The following is a 17321-nucleotide window of genomic DNA, read 5'->3' as shown; positions in this document are numbered from 1 at the left end:
GAGAGAAAATGTTAATGGTGCTGGGTCTGTTTGTCTTTGAACGACGAACCTTACCGTATCAGTCAATGGTATTTACAAAAGACTACCGCTGGGCATCCAACGAACGCATCGGGAAACCCAAAGCCTGGCAGTACCTTGGCGAAGGTGAGACATCCTTTAACCTTTCCGGATTACTTTACCCGGAGCTCACGGGAGGGCGACTTTCTCTCAAGGCGGTTGAGCTGATGGCGAATGAAGGGCGGGCATGGCCGTTGATAGACGGTACCGGCATCATTCACGGCATGTTTATCATTGAGAAAGTCACGCATACGCATTCGGATTTTTACAGCGATGGCACTGCCCGGAAAATTGATTTTACCCTGGTACTGAAACGCGTGGACGAATCGCTGATGACGACGTTTGGCGACCTGAGAACGCAAGCCTCAGAGCTGGTGGAAAGCGCACGTAATAGCATTGGAGGGCTGGTGGGATGATCACCGAAATGAATATCCGGGCGGGTGGGAAAATCGCCCCTGATTTTATGCTTAAGCTTGACGAGCGCGATATCACGCAAAATTTCAGCCATCGTCTTATCAGTTTGACCATGACCGACAAACGTGGGCTGGAAGCCGATCAGCTGGATATTCTACTGGATGATTCCGACGGGTTGTTAGACCTGCCTGCCCGGGGGGCAAGACTGTCCTTATGGCTGGGATGGGAAGGAACACCGCTCCAGCCGAAAGGGGACTTTACGATAGATGCGATTGAATTCCGGGGCACGCCGGACACGCTGACCATCCGAGGATGCAGCGCCGATTTTCGTGGGAAGCTCAACGTGCGGCGCGAACAGTCGTGGCATGACACGACGATCGGCGCGATAGTCAACACCATTGCTCAGCGTAACCGGTTTACCGCCAGCGTCGGGGCGGGACTTGCATCCATCGCCATTTCTCATATCGATCAGTCTCAGGAGACTGACGCGGCGTTTCTCTCCCGCCTGGCCGAACGTAATGGTGCATTTGTTTCAATCAAAGCCGGGAAGGTTATTTTTATGAAAGCGGGCCATGCCGTGACGGCCAGTGGCACACCGCTTCCCTTAATGATGATTGAGCGTGGAGATGGCGATCGGCACCTTTTTTCCGTCGCTGACCGTGAAAATTATTCCGGCGTGACGGCCAAATGGCTGCAAACGCGTGACCCAAAACAACAAAATACTCAATTGAGTATTGCTCGTCAGCCCGGGGGGCAGCCGACAGAAGGACTACAGCACCCGGATGCCGCTACACCGGTAGCGGGAGCAGGAGGCAAGGCAGAGAAGCCGCAAGAGAGGCTGGTGGGATCGGCGGAAAACGTTTTTGAGCTCACCACGGTTTATGCCTCTCAAGAGCAGGCGCTCAGGGCTGCAGAGGCGAAGTGGCGCGCGCTTCAGCGGGGTACCGTGAATTTTTCTATCCAGCTGGCGCTGGGACGCGCCGATCTGTATCCCGAAACGCCGGTGCTGGTCAACGGCTTTAAACGGGTCATTGACGAGCAGGCGTGGATTATCAACGAGGTGGTTCATACTCTCAGCGAGAGTGGATTTACCACGCAACTTAAGCTTGAGCTGAACGTCGCCGATGAAAAATTTTCTATCAAAAGTGAGTGATATATTTGCTATTGAGTTCTTTTTGGGTATTATAAATTCACAAATTGTGAATTACGTGGAGGGGTACATGTTTCATTGTCCTAAGTGCAAGCATTCCGCGCATGCGCGTACCAGTCGCTATTTAAGTGAAAATACCAAAGAGCGCTATCACCAGTGCACCAATGTGGACTGCAGCTGTACGTTCGTGACGATGGAGTCCGTGGAGCGTCTGATTGCGACACCTGGCGCCGCTGAGCGTGTCCGAACGGCTTCGCAGACCCACGGTTAGCGACTGCGCCACCGGCTCAAAAAAACCAATAAAAAAGCCACTCAATCGAGTGGCTTAATCATTTGATTCTACAGCTAAATTTGGTGGCCCCTGCTGGACTTGAACCAGCGACCAAGCGATTATGAGTCGCCTGCTCTAACCACTGAGCTAAGGGGCCGTGGCGGTGAATTATAGAGGAACTCCCTTCAGCAATCCAGCCATTCACACCTGCCTGCTGTTTTTATAAACAATGCATAATCAATCCTTTATACTTCCATAAGGATGTATCAATGGGAGTAGAGATGATCAACGATATTCTGGCCCCGGGCTTGCGGGTGGTGTTTTGCGGGATTAACCCGGGGAAGTCCTCGGCGCACACCGGTTTTCACTTTGCCCATCCGGGGAATCGCTTCTGGAAGGTTATCTATCAGGCCGGGTTTACCGACAGGCTACTGAAGCCTTAAGAGGAGCAGCACCTGCTGGATACGCGCTGCGGGATTACCATGCTGGTTGAGCGGCCCACGGTTCAGGCGAGTGAGGTGAACCTGCATGAACTGCGCAGCGGTGGGCGGGAGCTGATTAAGAAGATTGAAGATTATCAGCCGGCAGCGCTGGCCATCCTGGGCAAGCAGGCTTACGAACAGGCGTTCAGTCAGCGCGGTGCGCAGTGGGGCAAACAGGCCATCACCATTGGCGTCACGCAGGTGTGGGTGCTGCCGAACCCGAGCGGGCTTAACAGGGCAACGCTGGATAAGCTGGTGGAGGCGTATCGGGAACTGGATGAGGCCCTGGTTGTGCGTGGGCTGTAGGGCGGTGTTTCCTTGTCCCTGAGGGGCGGAGAAAATGCAAAAAAAAGCTCCCCAAAGGGAGCTTTTTCACTGACAGGATCGATTAATCGTCCAGGAAGCTACGCAGTACTTCAGAGCGGCTTGGATGGCGCAGTTTACGCAGCGCCTTCGCTTCGATCTGACGGATACGTTCGCGGGTAACGTCGAACTGTTTACCCACTTCTTCCAGCGTATGGTCGGTGTTCATATCGATACCGAAACGCATACGCAGCACTTTTGCTTCACGGGCGGTCAGGCCAGCCAGAACGTCGTGCGTTGCAGCACGCAGGCTCTCGGTCGTCGCAGAGTCCAGCGGCAGCTCGAGGGTGGTATCCTCGATGAAATCACCCAGATGCGAATCTTCATCATCACCGATTGGTGTTTCCATGGAGATTGGCTCTTTGGCGATCTTCAGCACTTTACGGATCTTGTCTTCCGGCATCAGCATGCGCTCAGCCAGCTCTTCCGGCGTTGGCTCGCGGCCCATCTCCTGCAGCATCTGGCGGGAGATACGGTTGAGCTTGTTGATGGTCTCAATCATATGCACCGGAATACGGATGGTGCGCGCCTGATCCGCGATAGAGCGGGTGATAGCCTGACGGATCCACCAGGTAGCATAGGTGGAGAACTTATAACCACGACGGTATTCAAACTTATCAACCGCTTTCATCAGACCGATGTTGCCTTCCTGAATCAGATCCAGGAACTGCAGGCCACGGTTGGTGTACTTCTTGGCGATAGAGATAACCAGACGCAGGTTCGCTTCAACCATCTCTTTCTTCGCACGGCGGGCTTTCGCTTCACCGATGGACATACGACGGTTGATGTCTTTAACCTGCTCAATGGTCAGGCCGGTCTCTTCTTCAATCTGATGCAGTTTCTGCAGGCCGCGGAACACGTCTTCTTTCACGTCATGCAGTTTTTCAGACCACGGCTTGTTCATCGCGATAGCCGCGTTGAACCAGGTTTCGCTGGTTTCGTTGCCGGTGAAGAGGGTGATGAAGTTCTTCTTCGGCATTTTGCACTGCTCAACGCACAGTTTCATGATGATGCGTTCCTGGGTACGTACGCGATCCATCATCACGCGCATGCTGTTAACCAGGTAGTCGAACTGTTTAGGCACCAGACGGAACTGTTTGAAGACTTCAGACAGTTTCAGGATCTCTTCCTGTGCGGCTGCGTGGCTGCGACCTTTTGCTTTGATGGTGTCACGCGTGACTTCGTACTGGGTACGCAGCTCGGCAAACTTCTCGCGCGCCAGTTCCGGGTCGATGCTGTTGTCATCATCGGCGGTGTCGTCGTCGGCATCTTCCTCATCTTCGTCTTCGTCATCATCCATCTCTTCCTGAGACAGTTCAGAACCCACGTGAGTGGCGGTCGGTGCCATATCTTCTTCAGCGTTCGGGTCGACAAAACCGGTGATCAGGTCAGACAGGCGCGCTTCTTCCGCTTCAACACGATCGTACTGCTCCAGCAGATAGGTGATCGCTTCAGGGTATTCGGCAACAGAGCACTGAACCTGGTTGATCCCGTCTTCGATGCGTTTCGCGATGTCAATTTCGCCTTCGCGGGTCAACAGTTCAACGGTACCCATTTCGCGCATGTACATGCGGACCGGGTCAGTGGTACGCCCGATTTCAGATTCCACGCTGGACAGGACCTGTGCAGCAGCTTCTTCCGCATCTTCGTCAGTGTTGTTGGAGGTTTCAGCCAGCAACAGATCATCGGCATCAGGTGCTTCTTCCATCACCTGAATACCCATGTCATTGATCATTTGGATGATGTCTTCGATTTGATCTGAATCGACGATATCTTCCGGCAGATGGTCATTGACCTCGGCATAGGTCAGATAGCCTTGCTCCTTACCGCGTTGGACAAGAAGTTTCAGCTGTGACTGCGGGTTTTGCTCCATAAGACGGTATCCACACTTAATTCGTTTGATTGGTGTCGGCGATGGGGCTGCCAACCTTTAAAGCGAGGGCGTACTTATATTTGTGCCGCTGCCTCTCAGTGCGGCTGCCGGGGGCTTCCCGATCGATATTCGGCACTTAAGCCGTTGAATTCATTTTTTTGCCAGCTCCTGGTTCAGCATCCAGAGTTCCCGGCGTTCTTCGCTGCTTAAGCCGTGTGTGCGCTCGCGAGCTATCAACTCTTCCTGGCGCAGCTCAAGCATCGAATCAAACATATGGTTGAGTGAGTCGGTGAACGTTTTTTCTGCAATGTCCTTATCTGCTATATCGTCCCACATCGACAGTTTTTCAAGGGTAGCAGCCTCTTTTGTGCCGCGATAATGTTCTAAAAGTTGTCCGGTGGTCAGACCTGGCTGAGACAGACAAGTGTTGACCAATTCTGAAAATAAGCCAAGCCCGGGCAATTTTTCGTGGTTCAAACCCGCCAGCGATGGCACTTGCGGAGCAAGTTCGGGGTTTTGAACCAGTAACCCTATCAGTATACGCATGGTTGTGCGTTTTAGCTGAGGCGCGGGACGAACCGCACCGTTTTCAGACTGTTTAGGCATTAAACGTTCAAGCTGGCTGTCATCCAGAATGCCGAGCTTGTTGCCTAGCTCCTGACGCAGATAGATGCGCAGCGTTTCGCCGGGCACCTGACTGATTAACGGCAGCGCCAGCGTGCTGAGCTGCGCGCGCCCGTCAGGGGTACTCAAATCGACCTGCGGCATCAGGCTGTTAAACAAAAACGTGGAGAGCGGCTGAGCCTGCTCCATCCGCGCTTCAAACGCCGCTTTGCCCTCTTTACGCACCAGCGTATCCGGGTCTTCACCGTCGGGCAGGAACATAAAGCGTAACTGACGCCCGTCGGTCATATAAGGCAGTGCGGTTTCCAGCGCACGCCAGGCGGCGTCGCGCCCTGCACGGTCACCGTCGTAACAGCAGATGACATTGTTAGTCACCCTGTACAGCAGCTGAATGTGATCGGCTGTGGTCGAGGTGCCCAGAGATGCAACCGCATAGTTGATGTCGTACTGCGCCAGCGCGACGACATCCATATAGCCTTCGACGACCAGAAGGCGCGGAGGTTCCGCGTTATCCTTCAGCGCCTCATAAAGACCGTAAAGCTGGCGGCCTTTATGAAAAATATCGGTCTCCGGGGAGTTGAGGTACTTCGGCAGGGCATCACCCAGCACGCGACCACCAAAACCAATCACCCGGCCACGCTTGTCGCGGATCGGGAACATCACCCGTTCGCGGAAGCGGTCGTAGCTTCGTCCCTGGTCATTGGTGACCAGCATGCCGGCATCGATAAGAGACTTACGATCTTCGCTATTGCCGCCAAAACGCTTTAACACGTTGTCCCAGCCGGGCGGGGCGTAACCAATAGCGAAACGCGCAATCACATCGTCACTCAGTCCACGCGCTGTCAGGTACTGACGCGCAGGCTCAGCAGCAGCGTGCTTAAGAGACTGTTGATAAAACGAGTTCAGACCATCCATCAGTTGGTACAGCGTCTGCCGTTGATGGCGCTCGATCTGGCTTGGCCCACTGCCTGCTTCATACGGCACTTCAAGGTTGTGCATCGCCGCCAGCTCTTCGACGGTTTCAACGAACTCAAGCTTGTCGTAGTTCATTAAAAAATCGACAGCATTACCGTGAGCACCACAGCCGAAGCAATGGTAAAACTGCTTTTCACCGTTTACGGTGAAGGAGGGGGTTTTTTCGTTATGGAAAGGACAGCACGCATGGTAGTTCTTGCCCTGCTTTTTCAGCTTTACCCGCGCGTCGATGAGATCGACGATGTCGGTTCTGGCTAGCAGGTCATTGATGAATACGCGTGGGATTCGTCCGGCCATATGCCCCAAAAATTTTAGTAACTCATAAACGAAAACAAGCCGCGCATTCCTTCCGGAAGCACGGCCTTACGACTACAACTCTGTCTGTCATTGAGGGCTGAGGCCCTCAATTGATTAGTACAGACGAGTACGGCGTGCGTTTTCGCGAGCCAGTTTCTTCGCGTGACGTTTCACAGCAGAAGCTTTAGCGCGCTTACGTTCGGTCGTTGGTTTTTCATAGAACTCACGACGACGAACTTCAGCCAGAACACCTGCTTTCTCGCATGAACGTTTGAAGCGACGCAGTGCAACGTCGAACGGCTCGTTTTCACGTACTTTAATTACCGGCATGTAACTCTCACCTTTGATAAATTCGGTTTGCCGCTGGCATCAACGCCAGCTTATTTCAAAATGGTGCGGAATTTTACTGCAAATGCTGCTGCTTTGTAAAGCACCGACGCGTTTTTGAAAGGGACTTTAATAAGGGTGAGGAGTATACACGAGGCTTCTTCCTGGGGCGAACAAAGTTTTACATCAATCCGCATTGGCCCTACACTGCGCGGTATTGAAACGAGGTAAAACAAGTCATGCGTGTACTGGGTATTGAAACATCCTGCGATGAGACCGGCATCGCCATTTACGACGACGAAAAAGGGCTTCTTGCCAACCAACTGTATAGTCAGGTGAAATTACACGCTGACTACGGCGGCGTCGTGCCTGAACTGGCTTCTCGTGACCACGTGCGTAAAACGGTTCCCCTGATTCAGGCGGCGCTGAAAGAAGCCGGGTTGAGCTCTACTGATATTGATGCTGTAGCGTATACCGCAGGCCCGGGCCTGGTGGGTGCGCTGCTGGTCGGCGCAACGGTGGGCCGTTCGCTGGCATTCGCGTGGGATGTGCCGGCCATTCCGGTTCACCATATGGAAGGGCATCTTCTGGCACCGATGCTGGAAGATAATCCGCCTGCGTTTCCTTTTGTGGCGCTGCTGGTTTCAGGTGGCCATACCCAGCTGATTAGCGTAACGGGGATTGGCAAGTATGAGCTGCTCGGCGAGTCCATTGACGACGCAGCCGGTGAGGCCTTCGACAAAACGGCCAAACTGCTGGGTCTGGATTATCCTGGCGGTCCGATGCTCTCGAAAATGGCATCGCAGGGCACGGAAGGGCGTTTCGTCTTCCCGCGTCCGATGACTGACCGTCCAGGGCTGGATTTCAGCTTTTCCGGTCTGAAAACCTTCGCGGCCAATACCATTCGCAATAATGACGATAGCGAGCATACCCGTGCTGATATCGCCCGTGCGTTCGAAGACGCGGTGGTCGATACCCTGATGATCAAATGCAAACGCGCACTGGAAAAGACCGGCTTTAAGCGTCTGGTGATGGCCGGGGGCGTCAGCGCCAACCGCACGCTGCGTGCAAAACTCGCGCAGATGATGCAAAAGCGTGGTGGGGAAGTATTTTATGCCCGTCCGGAATTCTGTACCGATAACGGGGCGATGATCGCCTACGCGGGTATGGTACGTCTGAACGCTGGCGCGACCGCCGATCTGAGCGTCTCTGTACGTCCACGCTGGCCGCTGGCGGAGTTGCCGGAGGCGTAATGTCTGACCCTCTCCCGCCAGGGAGAGGGGATTTATACGGTTACACCCGCAACATCCCTTTCTCTTCCAGAAATGTCACGATCGTCGCCAGTCCGTCGCCCGCCTTCAGATTGGTGAAGGTCCACGGGCGCTCGCCGCGCATGCGGTTGGTGTCACGCTCCATCACTTCCAGTGAGGCCCCCACATAGGTCGCCAGGTCGGTTTTGTTGATCACCAGAAAATCGGATTTGGTTATCCCTGGGCCGCCCTTACGCGGGATCTTCTCACCTTCAGCGACGTCAATCACATAGATCGTCAGGTCAGCCAGCTCCGGGCTGAAGGTGGCGCTCAGGTTGTCACCGCCGCTTTCAACGAAGATCAGGTCCAGATTGCCGAACTTTTCGCTTAACGCTTCCACTGCCGCCAGGTTCATTGAGGCATCTTCGCGGATTGCGGTATGCGGGCAGCCGCCCGTCTCCACGCCCACGATGCGCTCTGGCTCAAGGGCCCCCGCTTCGGTGAGAATGCGCTGATCCTCTTTGGTGTAGATATCGTTGGTCACCACTGCCAGGTGATAGGTGTCGCGCATTGCTTTGCAGAGTGCTTCCAGTAACGCGGTTTTGCCCGACCCCACCGGGCCGCCCACGCCCACGCGCAGGGGATGTTTGTAATCAGCCATGTTGTCTCCTCAGGAACGGAATAATCGTGAATATTGTGTTTCGTGGCGCGCAGAGGCGATGGCCGACAGCGGCGTTGCCGCACCCAGCGCGTCGTCGCCACGCAAAAAAGCCGGTTCAAGCCCGGCGGCAAAGTGGTCGCTCAGGTCGATAATCAGCTGCTGCGCCGTCTGTTGCCCGAACGGCACCAGCTTGACGCCCGCCATGACCGCGCTCTCAATCCAGCTGTAGCCCAGGCTCAGGGCCAGCTCATGGGCGCTAATGCCCCAGCGTACTCCCAGCCACGCCATCCCGCTGAGCTGGCTTTGCATAAACAGCGTCCGCCACTCTGCCGGACAGTCCGGCTCCCAGCTTTTGAGCAGGCGCGTAAAGGCCGCCCCGCGGTTGCGTTCCTCATCACGCAGTTCACGCGTTTCCCGGCAGGCGAGAAGGTAGGCCGTCCAGCGTGTTGCCGTCGCCAAATCGTTTTGCTCGCACGCCTGATAAAGTCGGGAAAACAGCGGCAGATCGACACAGAACAAGCTCTGCTCCATCTGCAGGATCTGCCAGTTTTTGAACGCCTCAGCATCGGGGACCCAGCCTGCTTCTACGGCCCACTCCAGCCCCTGCGACCAGGTGAATGACCCGACCGGAAGGCTGCTGCTGGAGAGCTGCATCAGGCGCAGCCGCTGGCGGACGTGCTCCATCAGCCCATCAGCGCCAGCAGCGCAGAGACAATCAGCCCGCCACCAAAGGTTTTACGCAACCCGTCGTGACGGCGCAGCAGTAACCCGGCGGCGAAGCTGGCGCACAGCACCGTGGCACTGGCAAACATAAAGCCGCTGGTGAAGAGCCAGAAGTTGTGGCCAGACATCTCTACCCCGTGCGCCCAGCCGTGGAACATTGCCAGCGCCGGCACGGCCAACAGTAGGCGATTTTCGGTTTTAAACATCATCGCGCCGCAGACCGCCAGCGAGGCGATAATCAGCATTTCCATGCCGCTAAAGCCGCCAAGCAGGCTGCCTGCAACGGCACCGGCCAGCATCATGCTGAGAGTGGCAAGGGGCAGCAGCAGCTTGCGCCCGCTCAGGGCCGAAAGTACGCCCGCACCGGTTAGCATCAGCAGATGATCAAGACCCGTCAGCGGATGGAAAAAACCGGCCTGAAAGCTGTCTGTGCCGTGTCCGGGATGCGCCAGGGCAGGAAGAGAAAAGGCCAGCAGTAGCAGAGGTAAAAACGTACGCATGATGAATCCTTAATGTGAATGAGCGTGAGAGTGACTATGACTATGGCTGTGGGCATCGCTGGTATACGCCCCCGCTTCCGGTTCAAACGGGAGGGTGGCAAATGTCACCTCGAGCCCGAACTGGCGCAGCATGTCATCGAGCACATGATCGTGGTGGTAGCGCAGCTCGCCGGGCATGATCTGCAGCGGCACGTGGCGGTTGCCGAGGTGGTAGCAGGCGCGGGCGAGCAGGAACGGATCGTCGCAGCGCACCACGGAGACCGATTCCGGCGCGGCGATCACCTCGATCACCTCGCTGCCGTCGTCAGTGGTCAGCAGATCTCCCCCGCGCAGCAGCAGGCCGCGCGGCAGCATCAGCCCGGCTTCGCGACCGTCATTCAGCGTCACGCGGGCACGGCTTTTTACCCGGACATCAATCGGCAGCGTGACGCTGGCGGTTATCGGATGGGCATGGTCAAGGCGTTGGGTCAGGTAGATCATCGTCACTCCTTAAAACAGGAAATAGCGTTGGGCCATCGGCAGAACGTCTGCCGGCTCGCTGGTAATGAGCTCGCCATCAACGCGAACCTCGTAAGTTTGTGCATCAACGGTGATGTTGGGCTGCAGGCTGTTGTGGATCATGTCGGCCTTTTTCACCGTGCGGCAGCCTTTTACGACGGCTATGCCGCTCTGCAGGCTGAGCTGGTGCGAAATGCCCTTCGCATCGGCAGCCTGGGAAACAAACGTCAGCCGTGTCGCATGGCGTGCGGCACCCAGCGTGCCAAACATCGGGCGGTAATGGACCGGTTGCGGCGTTGGGATAGAGGCGTTGATATCCCCCATCGGCGCGCAGGCGATCATCCCGCCTTTCACAATGGTGGCGGGTTTGACGCCAAAGAACGCGGGGGACCAGACCACTAAATCCGCCAGTTTCCCGGCCTCAATCGAGCCCACTTCATGGGCAATCCCGTGGGTCAGCGCCGGGTTAATGGTGTATTTGGCGATATAGCGTTTCACGCGGTAGTTATCGTTGTTCCCGGTCTCTTCCGACAGTGCGCCGCGCTGAACCTTCATACGGTGCGCCACCTGCCAGGTACGAATAATCACTTCGCCGACGCGACCCATTGCCTGGGAGTCGGACGAGGTCAGCGAGAAGGCACCGATATCGTGAAGGACATCTTCCGCGGCGATGGTCTCCCGGCGAATGCGTGATTCAGCAAAGGCCACATCCTCGGCGATATCCGGGTCGAGGTGGTGACACACCATCAGCATGTCGAGATGCTCGTCGATGGTATTCACCGTGTAGGGCAGCGTCGGGTTAGTGGAGGAGGGCAGAATATTCGGGTGCGCGCAGGCAGTAATAATATCCGGTGCATGTCCGCCGCCCGCCCCTTCCGTATGGAAGGTGTGAATGGTCCGTCCGCCGATAGCCGCCAGCGTGTCCTCAACAAACCCGGATTCGTTCAGCGTGTCGCTGTGCAGCGCCACCTGAATATCCATCTCCTCCGCCACCGCCAGTGAGCAGTTGATGGCGGCCGGCGTCGCGCCCCAGTCTTCGTGGATCTTCAGCCCGATGGCACCCGCTGCGATCTGCTCGCGCAGGGCATCAGGGTTGGAACCGTTACCTTTGCCAAGCAGGCCGATATTCACCGGTAGTGTATCGGCCGCCTGCAACATCCGTGCGATATACCAGGGCCCCGGCGTACAGGTCGTGGCGTTGGTGCCTGCCGCAGGGCCCGTGCCCCCGCCAATCATGGTGGTGACGCCAGAGACCAGCGCCTCTTCCGCCTGCTGCGGGCAGATCCAGTGGATGTGCGTGTCGATCCCGCCGGCGGTGACAATTTTCCCTTCGGCGGCGATCACTTCTGTCGCTGCGCCAATCGGGATCGTGACCCCGGGCTGTATATCCGGGTTACCGGCTTTACCCACGGCAAAGATCCGCCCGTTTTTTACGCCAATATCGGCTTTAACGATCCCCCAGTGATCGATAATCAGCGCGTTGGTCAGCACCAGATCCACGCAGCCGTCGGATGTCATCTGCCCCTGGCCCATACCGTCGCGGATCACCTTCCCGCCACCGAATTTGACCTCTTCGCCGTAGACCGTGAGATCGTTTTCCACTTCTATCCACAGCTCGCTGTCGGCCAGACGCACTTTATCGCCAGTGGTGGGGCCGAACATATCGGCGTAGGCCTGACGTGAAATTTCAGCCATTTTTCACCTCTCCCATCACCTCGCCGCGAAAGCCGAAAATACGCTGCGCGCCGCTGACCTGAACCAGCGTCACCTCGCGCTTCTGTCCGGGTTCGAAACGCACGGCGGTGCCTGCCGGAATATTCAGCCGATAGCCTTTGGTGGCTTCCCGGTCGAATTTCAGCGCCGGGTTAATCTCATAAAAGTGGTAGTGCGATCCCACCTGGATCGGTCTGTCGCCATGGTTTTCGACGATCACGTTTTGCGTGTCTCGCCCAACGTTGATCGTAATGTTTCCGGATTGGATCTGGTATTCGCCTGGGATCATCACGCGCTCCTTATACGATCGGGTTATGGACGGTGACGAGCTTTGATCCGTCCGGGAACGTCGCTTCCACCTGAATGTCGGGGATCATCTCCGGTACGCCTTCCATCACCTGGTCGCGCGTCAGGACGTGACGGCCCGCTTCCATCAGTGAGGCGACGGTTTCGCCATCGCGGGCGCCTTCCATAATAAACGCGCTGATCAGCGCGACTGATTCCGGGTAATTCAGTTTTACCCCGCGCGCAAGGCGGCGTTCGGCAACCAGCGCAGCGGTAAACAGCAACAGCTTGTCTTTTTCTCTGGGGGTCAGTTCCATAACGTTTCTCTTATGTCTGCCAGATACGCGGCGAACAGGCGGTTTTGGGGGTTAAAAGCGGGCGAAGCGACTGCCAGATATCGCGCATCACCCGCTGGCAAATCAGGTTGTCGTGGGAGAGAAAACGTACCGACAGCAGATCGTCTGTGAGCGTTGCCCCGGCAAAGTGGCTCAGCGGCGTCAGCAGCTCGCGCACCGTTTCGAGGTGCGCTTCCCTGGCCGGAAAGAACAGCAGCGTGCCGACCCACGGGAGACCTGCAACGGGCGTGAGATCGCCATTGCTGAGGTGCTGACGTTCAATCAGCCGTGGCTCATCGTCGACCCAGATCTCAAGGCGGCTTTCCAGCGTGCCGTGGCTGAAGGTTTCGCCGATCACCGGGCGACCCAGACAGTACAGCTCCCATGCCAGCAGTGTACTGGAGGCCTTCAGATGAAAAACGGAACGCAGGGCGGCATTCGCACCGGGAAAGATAATGGTGTCCTGCGGCAGCCACTCCAGCGTAGCCTCATCACCGAGCCAGAAGTGCTGATTGAGACAGGCCTGCGGGCCGCTGCTGCGATAGAACTTGCTCGCGCCGGGCATGGTGATCAGCGCATGGCTTTTCGCGTCCAGATGCACCGAAATATCCAGCGTATCGCCGCCGACTATCCCGCCTGGCGGGTGCAGTAAATACAGGTGGCAGGTGTCGCCTTCGGGATAAAAAGGTCGCTGTACGGTGAGGGGCCCGATGTGATGAGCAGCGTGCAGGAGGGTTTTCTCAGGGGTGTAACAAAACTGCAGGGCAAGCGATGCCTGCCAGCCTTTGTAAGAATTATCAGTGACCTGAGCTGCTAACATGCTGCATCCATCTGCTCATCATCGGGAGACGTTTCAGTATGCCCTGGCAGAAATGAAGGCTGTCATATGAGTCGCTTATGGATAAAAAAACCGGCTCAAGGAGCCGGTTGAGAAGGTTATCGATAATCCTCTGCATCCACATCATAGCCGGACGGCTCCCAGCGGATCGCCAGCAGCGAAGCCAGCCCGATAAACGGTGCCAGAGCGATCACCCAGAACACGGCGGTATCAAGAGAGGCCACCAGCAGCGGGAACAGAAACAGGGAGAGCGTAGAACTGCTGCGCATCAGCGTCTGGTTAAGGCCCACGCCCACGCCGCGCAGAGAGGTGGGATAGCTCAGGGACGCAAACGTCATGGTATGGGCACCGGGCCCAAATCCCTGACCGAACAGGAACAGCGCCAGCATCGCGACGGCGATAACGCCTTCCGATACGCCTTCCGGACGACCAATCAGCGCCAGCCCCAGCAGAGCAACAAGCTGACAGGCGTAGCCCGCCAGTGACATCCGCCACGCGCCGAAGCGCGGAACATAGCGTACTGCCAGCAATCCGCCGACGAAGGCAAACAGCAGGTTTAGCACCAGTGAAATCAGAATAGTGGTCAGCATCGACTGCACAAAGAAGCTGGAGATAATGACCGGCAGACCAAATGCGACGGCGTTATAGGCGAAAGACGACACCACCGAGAGCAGGGTGGCGAGCGTGGTACGTCGCAAATAGACGCCACGGAACAGGTTCAGATAATTTGCCCACTTCGCCTTGTTGACCACCGGTGCCGGTTGGTTAAGCGCATCCTGCGGCACGTGGGCGTTGATGTTATACGATTGCCGCAAGATAGCGGCCGCCTCTTTCAGGTTGCCCTGATTCGCCGCCCAGACCGGGGACTCGCTCATGTAGCGGCTACGAATGGCGATAATCACCAGCGCAGGCACCGCGCCAAACCCCAGGATTAAGCGCCACAGCCAGTCGCTGTGACTTTCTGGCAGTACGGCGTAGAAGAATAACACCAACAAGTAAGAGATGCTGATTGCGGCATACCAGGTTGGGCACCACATTGCGACGCTGGAGGCCTTGTTTCCGGGGCCTTTGAGCCTGGCGAACTCGCTAAGAAACGCCATCGCCACCGGCAGATCGATCCCCACGCCGAGGCCCATCACAAAGCGTGCGCCCGCCAGCGCATATTCGTTCGGTGCCAGTGCACAGGCGATGGCCGCTACCACGAAGAACAGCATGTCGGCCATAAAGACGCGGTAGCGTCCGATCTTGTCCGTGAGATAGCCACCCAGCAGCGCCCCGACAATCGCACCAAAGGTAATGGCCGAGGCCACCATGCCGGTACCGGCAGGGGTGAGATTAAATTCGCGGGTGATGTCTTTGATGCCGAACGCCAGCGCACCAAGGTCGTACGCATCGAGGAAAATACCGCCCAGCGCGATACCGACTACGATGCGGGCGTTGGCCCGACCCTGAGAACCGTCGTTGACCAGACGTGAAACGTCAGAGGCGTTACGTACCCACTTGATGTCGCCATCAGGCGAATGTCCTGCCGTTGAAAGGGGAGTTGTGTCTGTAATGTCTGCCATTTTCTTTTTGTGTGGTTGTGTTGTGTCATTAACAGTTACCACAGGCAGAGGGTGACCAAAATCACATTTGGTTATAAGGCATAACTAACCCCCTTACGGGGCGTCTTTTTTCTTTCTCTTGAGCTTCGACCAGATTTTGGTCTCCTGGCGACGCCACAGGCGCTGAATATTATCGTGATGACGCAGCAGGATGAGGCAGGAGAGCATCGACACCGGGAAGGTGAACTGCGGTTTGAACCACCAGACATAGAATGGCGCGATCAGCGCGCTGACGATGGCGCCCAATGACGAGTAACCGCTCAGAAGAATGGTCAGTAGCCAGGTGCCGGCCATTACGCCGGTTAAGTCCCAGCCGATTGGGGCAATAGCACCAAAGGCGGTGGCGACGCCTTTACCGCCTTTAAAACCAAAGAATACAGGCCAGATATGGCCGACACAGGCGGCGATAGCAATGAGCCCCAGCCAGAACGGCGTTACGCCCAGCGCATACGCTCCCCAGACGGGTAACATTCCTTTCAGAACATCAAAAATCAATACCGCTACGGCTGCTCCCTTGCCGCCAATTCGTAGTACATTGGTCGCCCCCGGATTCCCGGAACCACTTTCGCGCGGGTCAGGTAACCCGGCAATGCGGCAGACCAGAATGGCGCTGGAGATTGAGCCGCAAAGGTAGGCGAGGAGGATCATTCCAGGCGCGATTGCACTCATAACGCTGTTCCGTTTTGAAAATGTATCTGTATTCTCAGCATCTGTGGATAATACGCATAATTCGCCGGAAGTGGTATCCGGTTTAGCCAAAAAGCAGGCAGGTCGTGATGGATATTGTATTTATAGAGCAACTTTCGGTAATCACCACTATTGGTGTTTACGACTGGGAACAGACCATTGAGCAGAAACTCGTGTTCGATATCGAAATGGGCTGGGATAACCGCAAGTCAGCAAAAAGCGACGACGTGAATGACTGTCTGAGCTACGCCGATATCAGTGAAACGGTCGTGGGCCACGTCGAAGGGCAACGTTTTGCGCTGGTGGAGCGTGTGGCAGAAGAGGTGGCCGAGCTGCTGCTGAGCAAGTTCAACGCACCGTGGGTACGCATCAAGTTGAGCAAACCGGGCGCCGTGGCGCGTGCCGCTAACGTCGGCGTGATCATTGAGCGTGGCACAAATCTGAAAGGGAAGATTTAACGTCATAATAGCTAAACCATTTTAGGTTATACCGGTCTTAAAGCTGTATCTTTCACGGTTGTCCGCGTGGGACACCGTTTTTTTTATATCTTTTTAGGGGTTTATAGATGAGCGATATGCACTCGCTGCTGGTGGCGGCAATACTGGGTGTGGTCGAAGGATTGACGGAGTTTTTGCCGGTTTCCAGTACGGGCCATATGATTATCGTTGGCCATCTGCTGGGCTTTGAAGGCGATACCGCAAAGACGTTTGAAGTTGTCATTCAGTTGGGGTCTATTCTGGCGGTCGTTGTAATGTTCTGGCGTCGTCTGTTCGGGCTTATCGGTATCCACTTTGGCCGTCTTCCTCAGCGCGAGGGTGAAAGCAAAGGTCGCCTGACGCTTATCCATATTCTGCTTGGCATGGTTCCGGCAGTGGTTCTGGGCCTGGTTTTCCACGACACCATTAAATCGCTGTTTAACCCGATTAACGTCATGTATGCGCTGGTCGTCGGCGGTTTCCTGCTGATCGCGGCAGAACTGCTGAAGCCGAAAACGCCACGCGCGGAAGGTCTGGATGACATGACCTACCGTCAGGCGTTTATCATTGGTTGTTTCCAGTGTCTGGCGCTGTGGCCGGGCTTTTCACGCTCAGGCGCGACCATCTCTGGCGGGATGCTGATGGGCGTTAGCCGCTATGCTGCGTCGGAGTTCTCGTTCCTGCTGGCGGTGCCGATGATGATGGGCGCGACCGCACTCGACGTCTATAAAAGCATTGGCTTCCTCACCACGGGTGACATTCCGATGTTCGCCGTGGGCTTTGTCACCGCCTTTATCGTGGCGCTGATCGCCATCAAAACCTTCCTGCAGTTGATTAAACGTATCTCGTTTATTCCGTTCGCGATCTATCGCTTTATCGTGGCGGCTGCGGTTTACGTGGTCTTCTTCTGACCGACGG

19 protein-coding genes, 1 tRNA gene and 1 pseudogene are annotated in these 17321 nt (G+C 56.2%); 7 read left to right on the top strand and 14 right to left on the bottom strand.

Features of this window, described 5'->3' with window-relative positions:
- The first annotated feature begins 8 nt into the window (after window positions 1-8).
- From QMG44_RS16160 to QMG44_RS16150, 3 genes are all read left to right on the top strand, one after another.
- Window positions 9-473, top strand: coding sequence for a phage tail protein (locus QMG44_RS16160; protein ID WP_014171677.1), 465 nt, complete (start codon window positions 9-11; stop codon window positions 471-473).
- Window positions 470-1624 carry a phage late control D family protein gene (locus QMG44_RS16155; RefSeq protein WP_086532091.1) on the top strand — a complete coding sequence of 385 codons (1155 nt, stop codon included), beginning with the start codon at window positions 470-472 and terminating at the stop codon, window positions 1622-1624. Before QMG44_RS16160 ends, QMG44_RS16155 begins: the two co-directional genes overlap by 4 nt.
- A gap of 67 nt (window positions 1625-1691) precedes the next feature.
- On the top strand, window positions 1692-1892 hold the full coding sequence (locus QMG44_RS16150; protein ID WP_025202983.1) for an ogr/Delta-like zinc finger family protein: 201 nt from the start codon (window positions 1692-1694) through the stop codon (window positions 1890-1892).
- Between the two features lie 81 nt (window positions 1893-1973).
- Here the strand turns inward: QMG44_RS16150 and QMG44_RS16145 are convergent.
- Window positions 1974-2049, bottom strand: a tRNA-Ile gene (locus QMG44_RS16145).
- A gap of 124 nt (window positions 2050-2173) precedes the next feature.
- Between QMG44_RS16145 and mug the strand changes: the two are divergent.
- A pseudogene (gene mug / locus QMG44_RS16140) lies at window positions 2174-2680 on the top strand (G/U mismatch-specific DNA glycosylase).
- Window positions 2681-2762: 82 nt separating this feature from the next.
- Here mug and rpoD read toward each other — a convergent pair.
- The 3 genes from rpoD to rpsU form a co-directional block, all read right to left on the bottom strand.
- Window positions 2763-4610 carry an RNA polymerase sigma factor RpoD gene (gene rpoD, locus QMG44_RS16135; RefSeq protein ID WP_020883616.1) on the bottom strand — a complete coding sequence of 616 codons (1848 nt, stop codon included), beginning with the start codon at window positions 4608-4610 and terminating at the stop codon, window positions 2763-2765.
- Window positions 4611-4760: 150 nt separating this feature from the next.
- Window positions 4761-6506, bottom strand: a complete 1746-nt coding sequence (dnaG, locus tag QMG44_RS16130) for a DNA primase (protein ID WP_025202985.1) — start codon at window positions 6504-6506, stop codon at window positions 4761-4763.
- Between the two features lie 114 nt (window positions 6507-6620).
- Complete coding sequence (rpsU, locus tag QMG44_RS16125; RefSeq protein ID WP_001144069.1) at window positions 6621-6836, bottom strand: 30S ribosomal protein S21; 216 nt, start codon at window positions 6834-6836, stop codon at window positions 6621-6623.
- Window positions 6837-7072: 236 nt separating this feature from the next.
- Between rpsU and tsaD the strand changes: the two genes are divergently transcribed.
- Window positions 7073-8086 carry a tRNA (adenosine(37)-N6)-threonylcarbamoyltransferase complex transferase subunit TsaD gene (tsaD, locus tag QMG44_RS16120; protein WP_014171667.1) on the top strand — a complete coding sequence of 338 codons (1014 nt, stop codon included), beginning with the start codon at window positions 7073-7075 and terminating at the stop codon, window positions 8084-8086.
- 40 nt (window positions 8087-8126) lie between these two features.
- On the opposite strand, the gene ureG is transcribed toward tsaD, so the two are convergent.
- The 10 genes from ureG to plsY all read right to left on the bottom strand — a co-directional run bounded on the left by ureG (window position 8127) and on the right by plsY (window position 15909).
- Window positions 8127-8744: an urease accessory protein UreG gene (gene ureG, locus QMG44_RS16115; protein WP_086532101.1), complete on the bottom strand. Its 618-nt coding sequence runs from the start codon at window positions 8742-8744 to the stop codon at window positions 8127-8129.
- Between the two features lie 9 nt (window positions 8745-8753).
- Window positions 8754-9428, bottom strand: coding sequence for an urease accessory protein UreF (locus tag QMG44_RS16110; RefSeq protein ID WP_014171665.1), 675 nt, complete (start codon window positions 9426-9428; stop codon window positions 8754-8756).
- On the bottom strand, window positions 9428-9967 hold the full coding sequence (locus tag QMG44_RS16105) for a HupE/UreJ family protein (protein ID WP_014171664.1): 540 nt from the start codon (window positions 9965-9967) through the stop codon (window positions 9428-9430). The genes QMG44_RS16110 and QMG44_RS16105 overlap by 1 nt, the downstream gene beginning before the upstream one ends.
- Before the next feature lie 9 nt (window positions 9968-9976).
- A complete protein-coding gene (ureE, locus tag QMG44_RS16100; protein ID WP_032680264.1) occupies window positions 9977-10447 on the bottom strand; it encodes an urease accessory protein UreE in 471 nt (156 codons plus the stop codon).
- Between the two features lie 9 nt (window positions 10448-10456).
- Window positions 10457-12160 carry an urease subunit alpha gene (gene ureC / locus QMG44_RS16095; protein WP_086532102.1) on the bottom strand — a complete coding sequence of 568 codons (1704 nt, stop codon included), beginning with the start codon at window positions 12158-12160 and terminating at the stop codon, window positions 10457-10459.
- On the bottom strand, window positions 12153-12467 hold the full coding sequence (locus QMG44_RS16090; RefSeq protein WP_040018813.1) for an urease subunit beta: 315 nt from the start codon (window positions 12465-12467) through the stop codon (window positions 12153-12155). The genes ureC and QMG44_RS16090 overlap by 8 nt, the downstream gene beginning before the upstream one ends.
- A gap of 10 nt (window positions 12468-12477) precedes the next feature.
- Window positions 12478-12780 (bottom strand): urease subunit gamma, encoded by a 303-nt coding sequence (locus QMG44_RS16085; RefSeq protein WP_003862556.1) that lies wholly within the window; start codon window positions 12778-12780, stop codon window positions 12478-12480.
- A gap of 10 nt (window positions 12781-12790) precedes the next feature.
- Window positions 12791-13618: an urease accessory protein UreD gene (locus QMG44_RS16080; RefSeq protein ID WP_025203001.1), complete on the bottom strand. Its 828-nt coding sequence runs from the start codon at window positions 13616-13618 to the stop codon at window positions 12791-12793.
- 116 nt (window positions 13619-13734) lie between these two features.
- Window positions 13735-15201 carry an MFS transporter gene (locus tag QMG44_RS16075; protein WP_020883627.1) on the bottom strand — a complete coding sequence of 489 codons (1467 nt, stop codon included), beginning with the start codon at window positions 15199-15201 and terminating at the stop codon, window positions 13735-13737.
- Window positions 15202-15294: 93 nt separating this feature from the next.
- Window positions 15295-15909, bottom strand: a complete 615-nt coding sequence (plsY, locus tag QMG44_RS16070) for a glycerol-3-phosphate 1-O-acyltransferase PlsY (RefSeq protein ID WP_020883628.1) — start codon at window positions 15907-15909, stop codon at window positions 15295-15297.
- A 107-nt stretch (window positions 15910-16016) separates the two neighbouring features.
- Here plsY and folB point away from each other — a divergent pair, with 107 nt between their 5' ends.
- Window positions 16017-16385, top strand: a complete 369-nt coding sequence (gene folB, locus QMG44_RS16065) for a bifunctional dihydroneopterin aldolase/7,8-dihydroneopterin epimerase (protein WP_020883629.1) — start codon at window positions 16017-16019, stop codon at window positions 16383-16385.
- 107 nt (window positions 16386-16492) lie between these two features.
- Entirely contained in the window at window positions 16493-17314 is an 822-nt protein-coding gene (gene bacA, locus QMG44_RS16060) for an undecaprenyl-diphosphate phosphatase (protein WP_014171656.1), read from the top strand.
- Window positions 17315-17321: the final 7 nt, after the last annotated feature.

The organism is Enterobacter sp. 200527-13, from assembly GCF_027924865.1.
Classification (GTDB): Bacteria; Pseudomonadota; Gammaproteobacteria; order Enterobacterales; family Enterobacteriaceae; genus Enterobacter; species Enterobacter ludwigii.
The sequence above is the reverse complement of the archived record's forward strand: the minus strand, read 5'-3'. Positions and strand labels throughout refer to the sequence as shown.

What these genes read in the sequence shown, in the direction of transcription:
- QMG44_RS16160 (WP_014171677.1), top strand. Translation starts at nt 9, where the DNA reads ATGTTAATGGTGCTGGGTCTGTTTGTCTTTGAACGACGAACCTTACCG.
- QMG44_RS16155 (WP_086532091.1), top strand. Translation starts at nt 470, where the DNA reads ATGATCACCGAAATGAATATCCGGGCGGGTGGGAAAATCGCCCCTGAT.
- QMG44_RS16150 (WP_025202983.1), top strand. Translation starts at nt 1,692, where the DNA reads ATGTTTCATTGTCCTAAGTGCAAGCATTCCGCGCATGCGCGTACCAGT.
- rpoD (WP_020883616.1), bottom strand. Translation starts at nt 4,610, where the DNA reads ATGGAGCAAAACCCGCAGTCACAGCTGAAACTTCTTGTCCAACGCGGT.
- dnaG (WP_025202985.1), bottom strand. Translation starts at nt 6,506, where the DNA reads ATGGCCGGACGAATCCCACGCGTATTCATCAATGACCTGCTAGCCAGA.
- rpsU (WP_001144069.1), bottom strand. Translation starts at nt 6,836, where the DNA reads ATGCCGGTAATTAAAGTACGTGAAAACGAGCCGTTCGACGTTGCACTG.
- tsaD (WP_014171667.1), top strand. Translation starts at nt 7,073, where the DNA reads ATGCGTGTACTGGGTATTGAAACATCCTGCGATGAGACCGGCATCGCC.
- ureG (WP_086532101.1), bottom strand. Translation starts at nt 8,744, where the DNA reads ATGGCTGATTACAAACATCCCCTGCGCGTGGGCGTGGGCGGCCCGGTG.
- QMG44_RS16110 (WP_014171665.1), bottom strand. Translation starts at nt 9,428, where the DNA reads ATGGAGCACGTCCGCCAGCGGCTGCGCCTGATGCAGCTCTCCAGCAGC.
- QMG44_RS16105 (WP_014171664.1), bottom strand. Translation starts at nt 9,967, where the DNA reads ATGCGTACGTTTTTACCTCTGCTACTGCTGGCCTTTTCTCTTCCTGCC.
- ureE (WP_032680264.1), bottom strand. Translation starts at nt 10,447, where the DNA reads ATGATCTACCTGACCCAACGCCTTGACCATGCCCATCCGATAACCGCC.
- ureC (WP_086532102.1), bottom strand. Translation starts at nt 12,160, where the DNA reads ATGGCTGAAATTTCACGTCAGGCCTACGCCGATATGTTCGGCCCCACC.
- QMG44_RS16090 (WP_040018813.1), bottom strand. Translation starts at nt 12,467, where the DNA reads ATGATCCCAGGCGAATACCAGATCCAATCCGGAAACATTACGATCAAC.
- QMG44_RS16085 (WP_003862556.1), bottom strand. Translation starts at nt 12,780, where the DNA reads ATGGAACTGACCCCCAGAGAAAAAGACAAGCTGTTGCTGTTTACCGCT.
- QMG44_RS16080 (WP_025203001.1), bottom strand. Translation starts at nt 13,618, where the DNA reads ATGTTAGCAGCTCAGGTCACTGATAATTCTTACAAAGGCTGGCAGGCA.
- QMG44_RS16075 (WP_020883627.1), bottom strand. Translation starts at nt 15,201, where the DNA reads ATGGCAGACATTACAGACACAACTCCCCTTTCAACGGCAGGACATTCG.
- plsY (WP_020883628.1), bottom strand. Translation starts at nt 15,909, where the DNA reads ATGAGTGCAATCGCGCCTGGAATGATCCTCCTCGCCTACCTTTGCGGC.
- folB (WP_020883629.1), top strand. Translation starts at nt 16,017, where the DNA reads ATGGATATTGTATTTATAGAGCAACTTTCGGTAATCACCACTATTGGT.
- bacA (WP_014171656.1), top strand. Translation starts at nt 16,493, where the DNA reads ATGAGCGATATGCACTCGCTGCTGGTGGCGGCAATACTGGGTGTGGTC.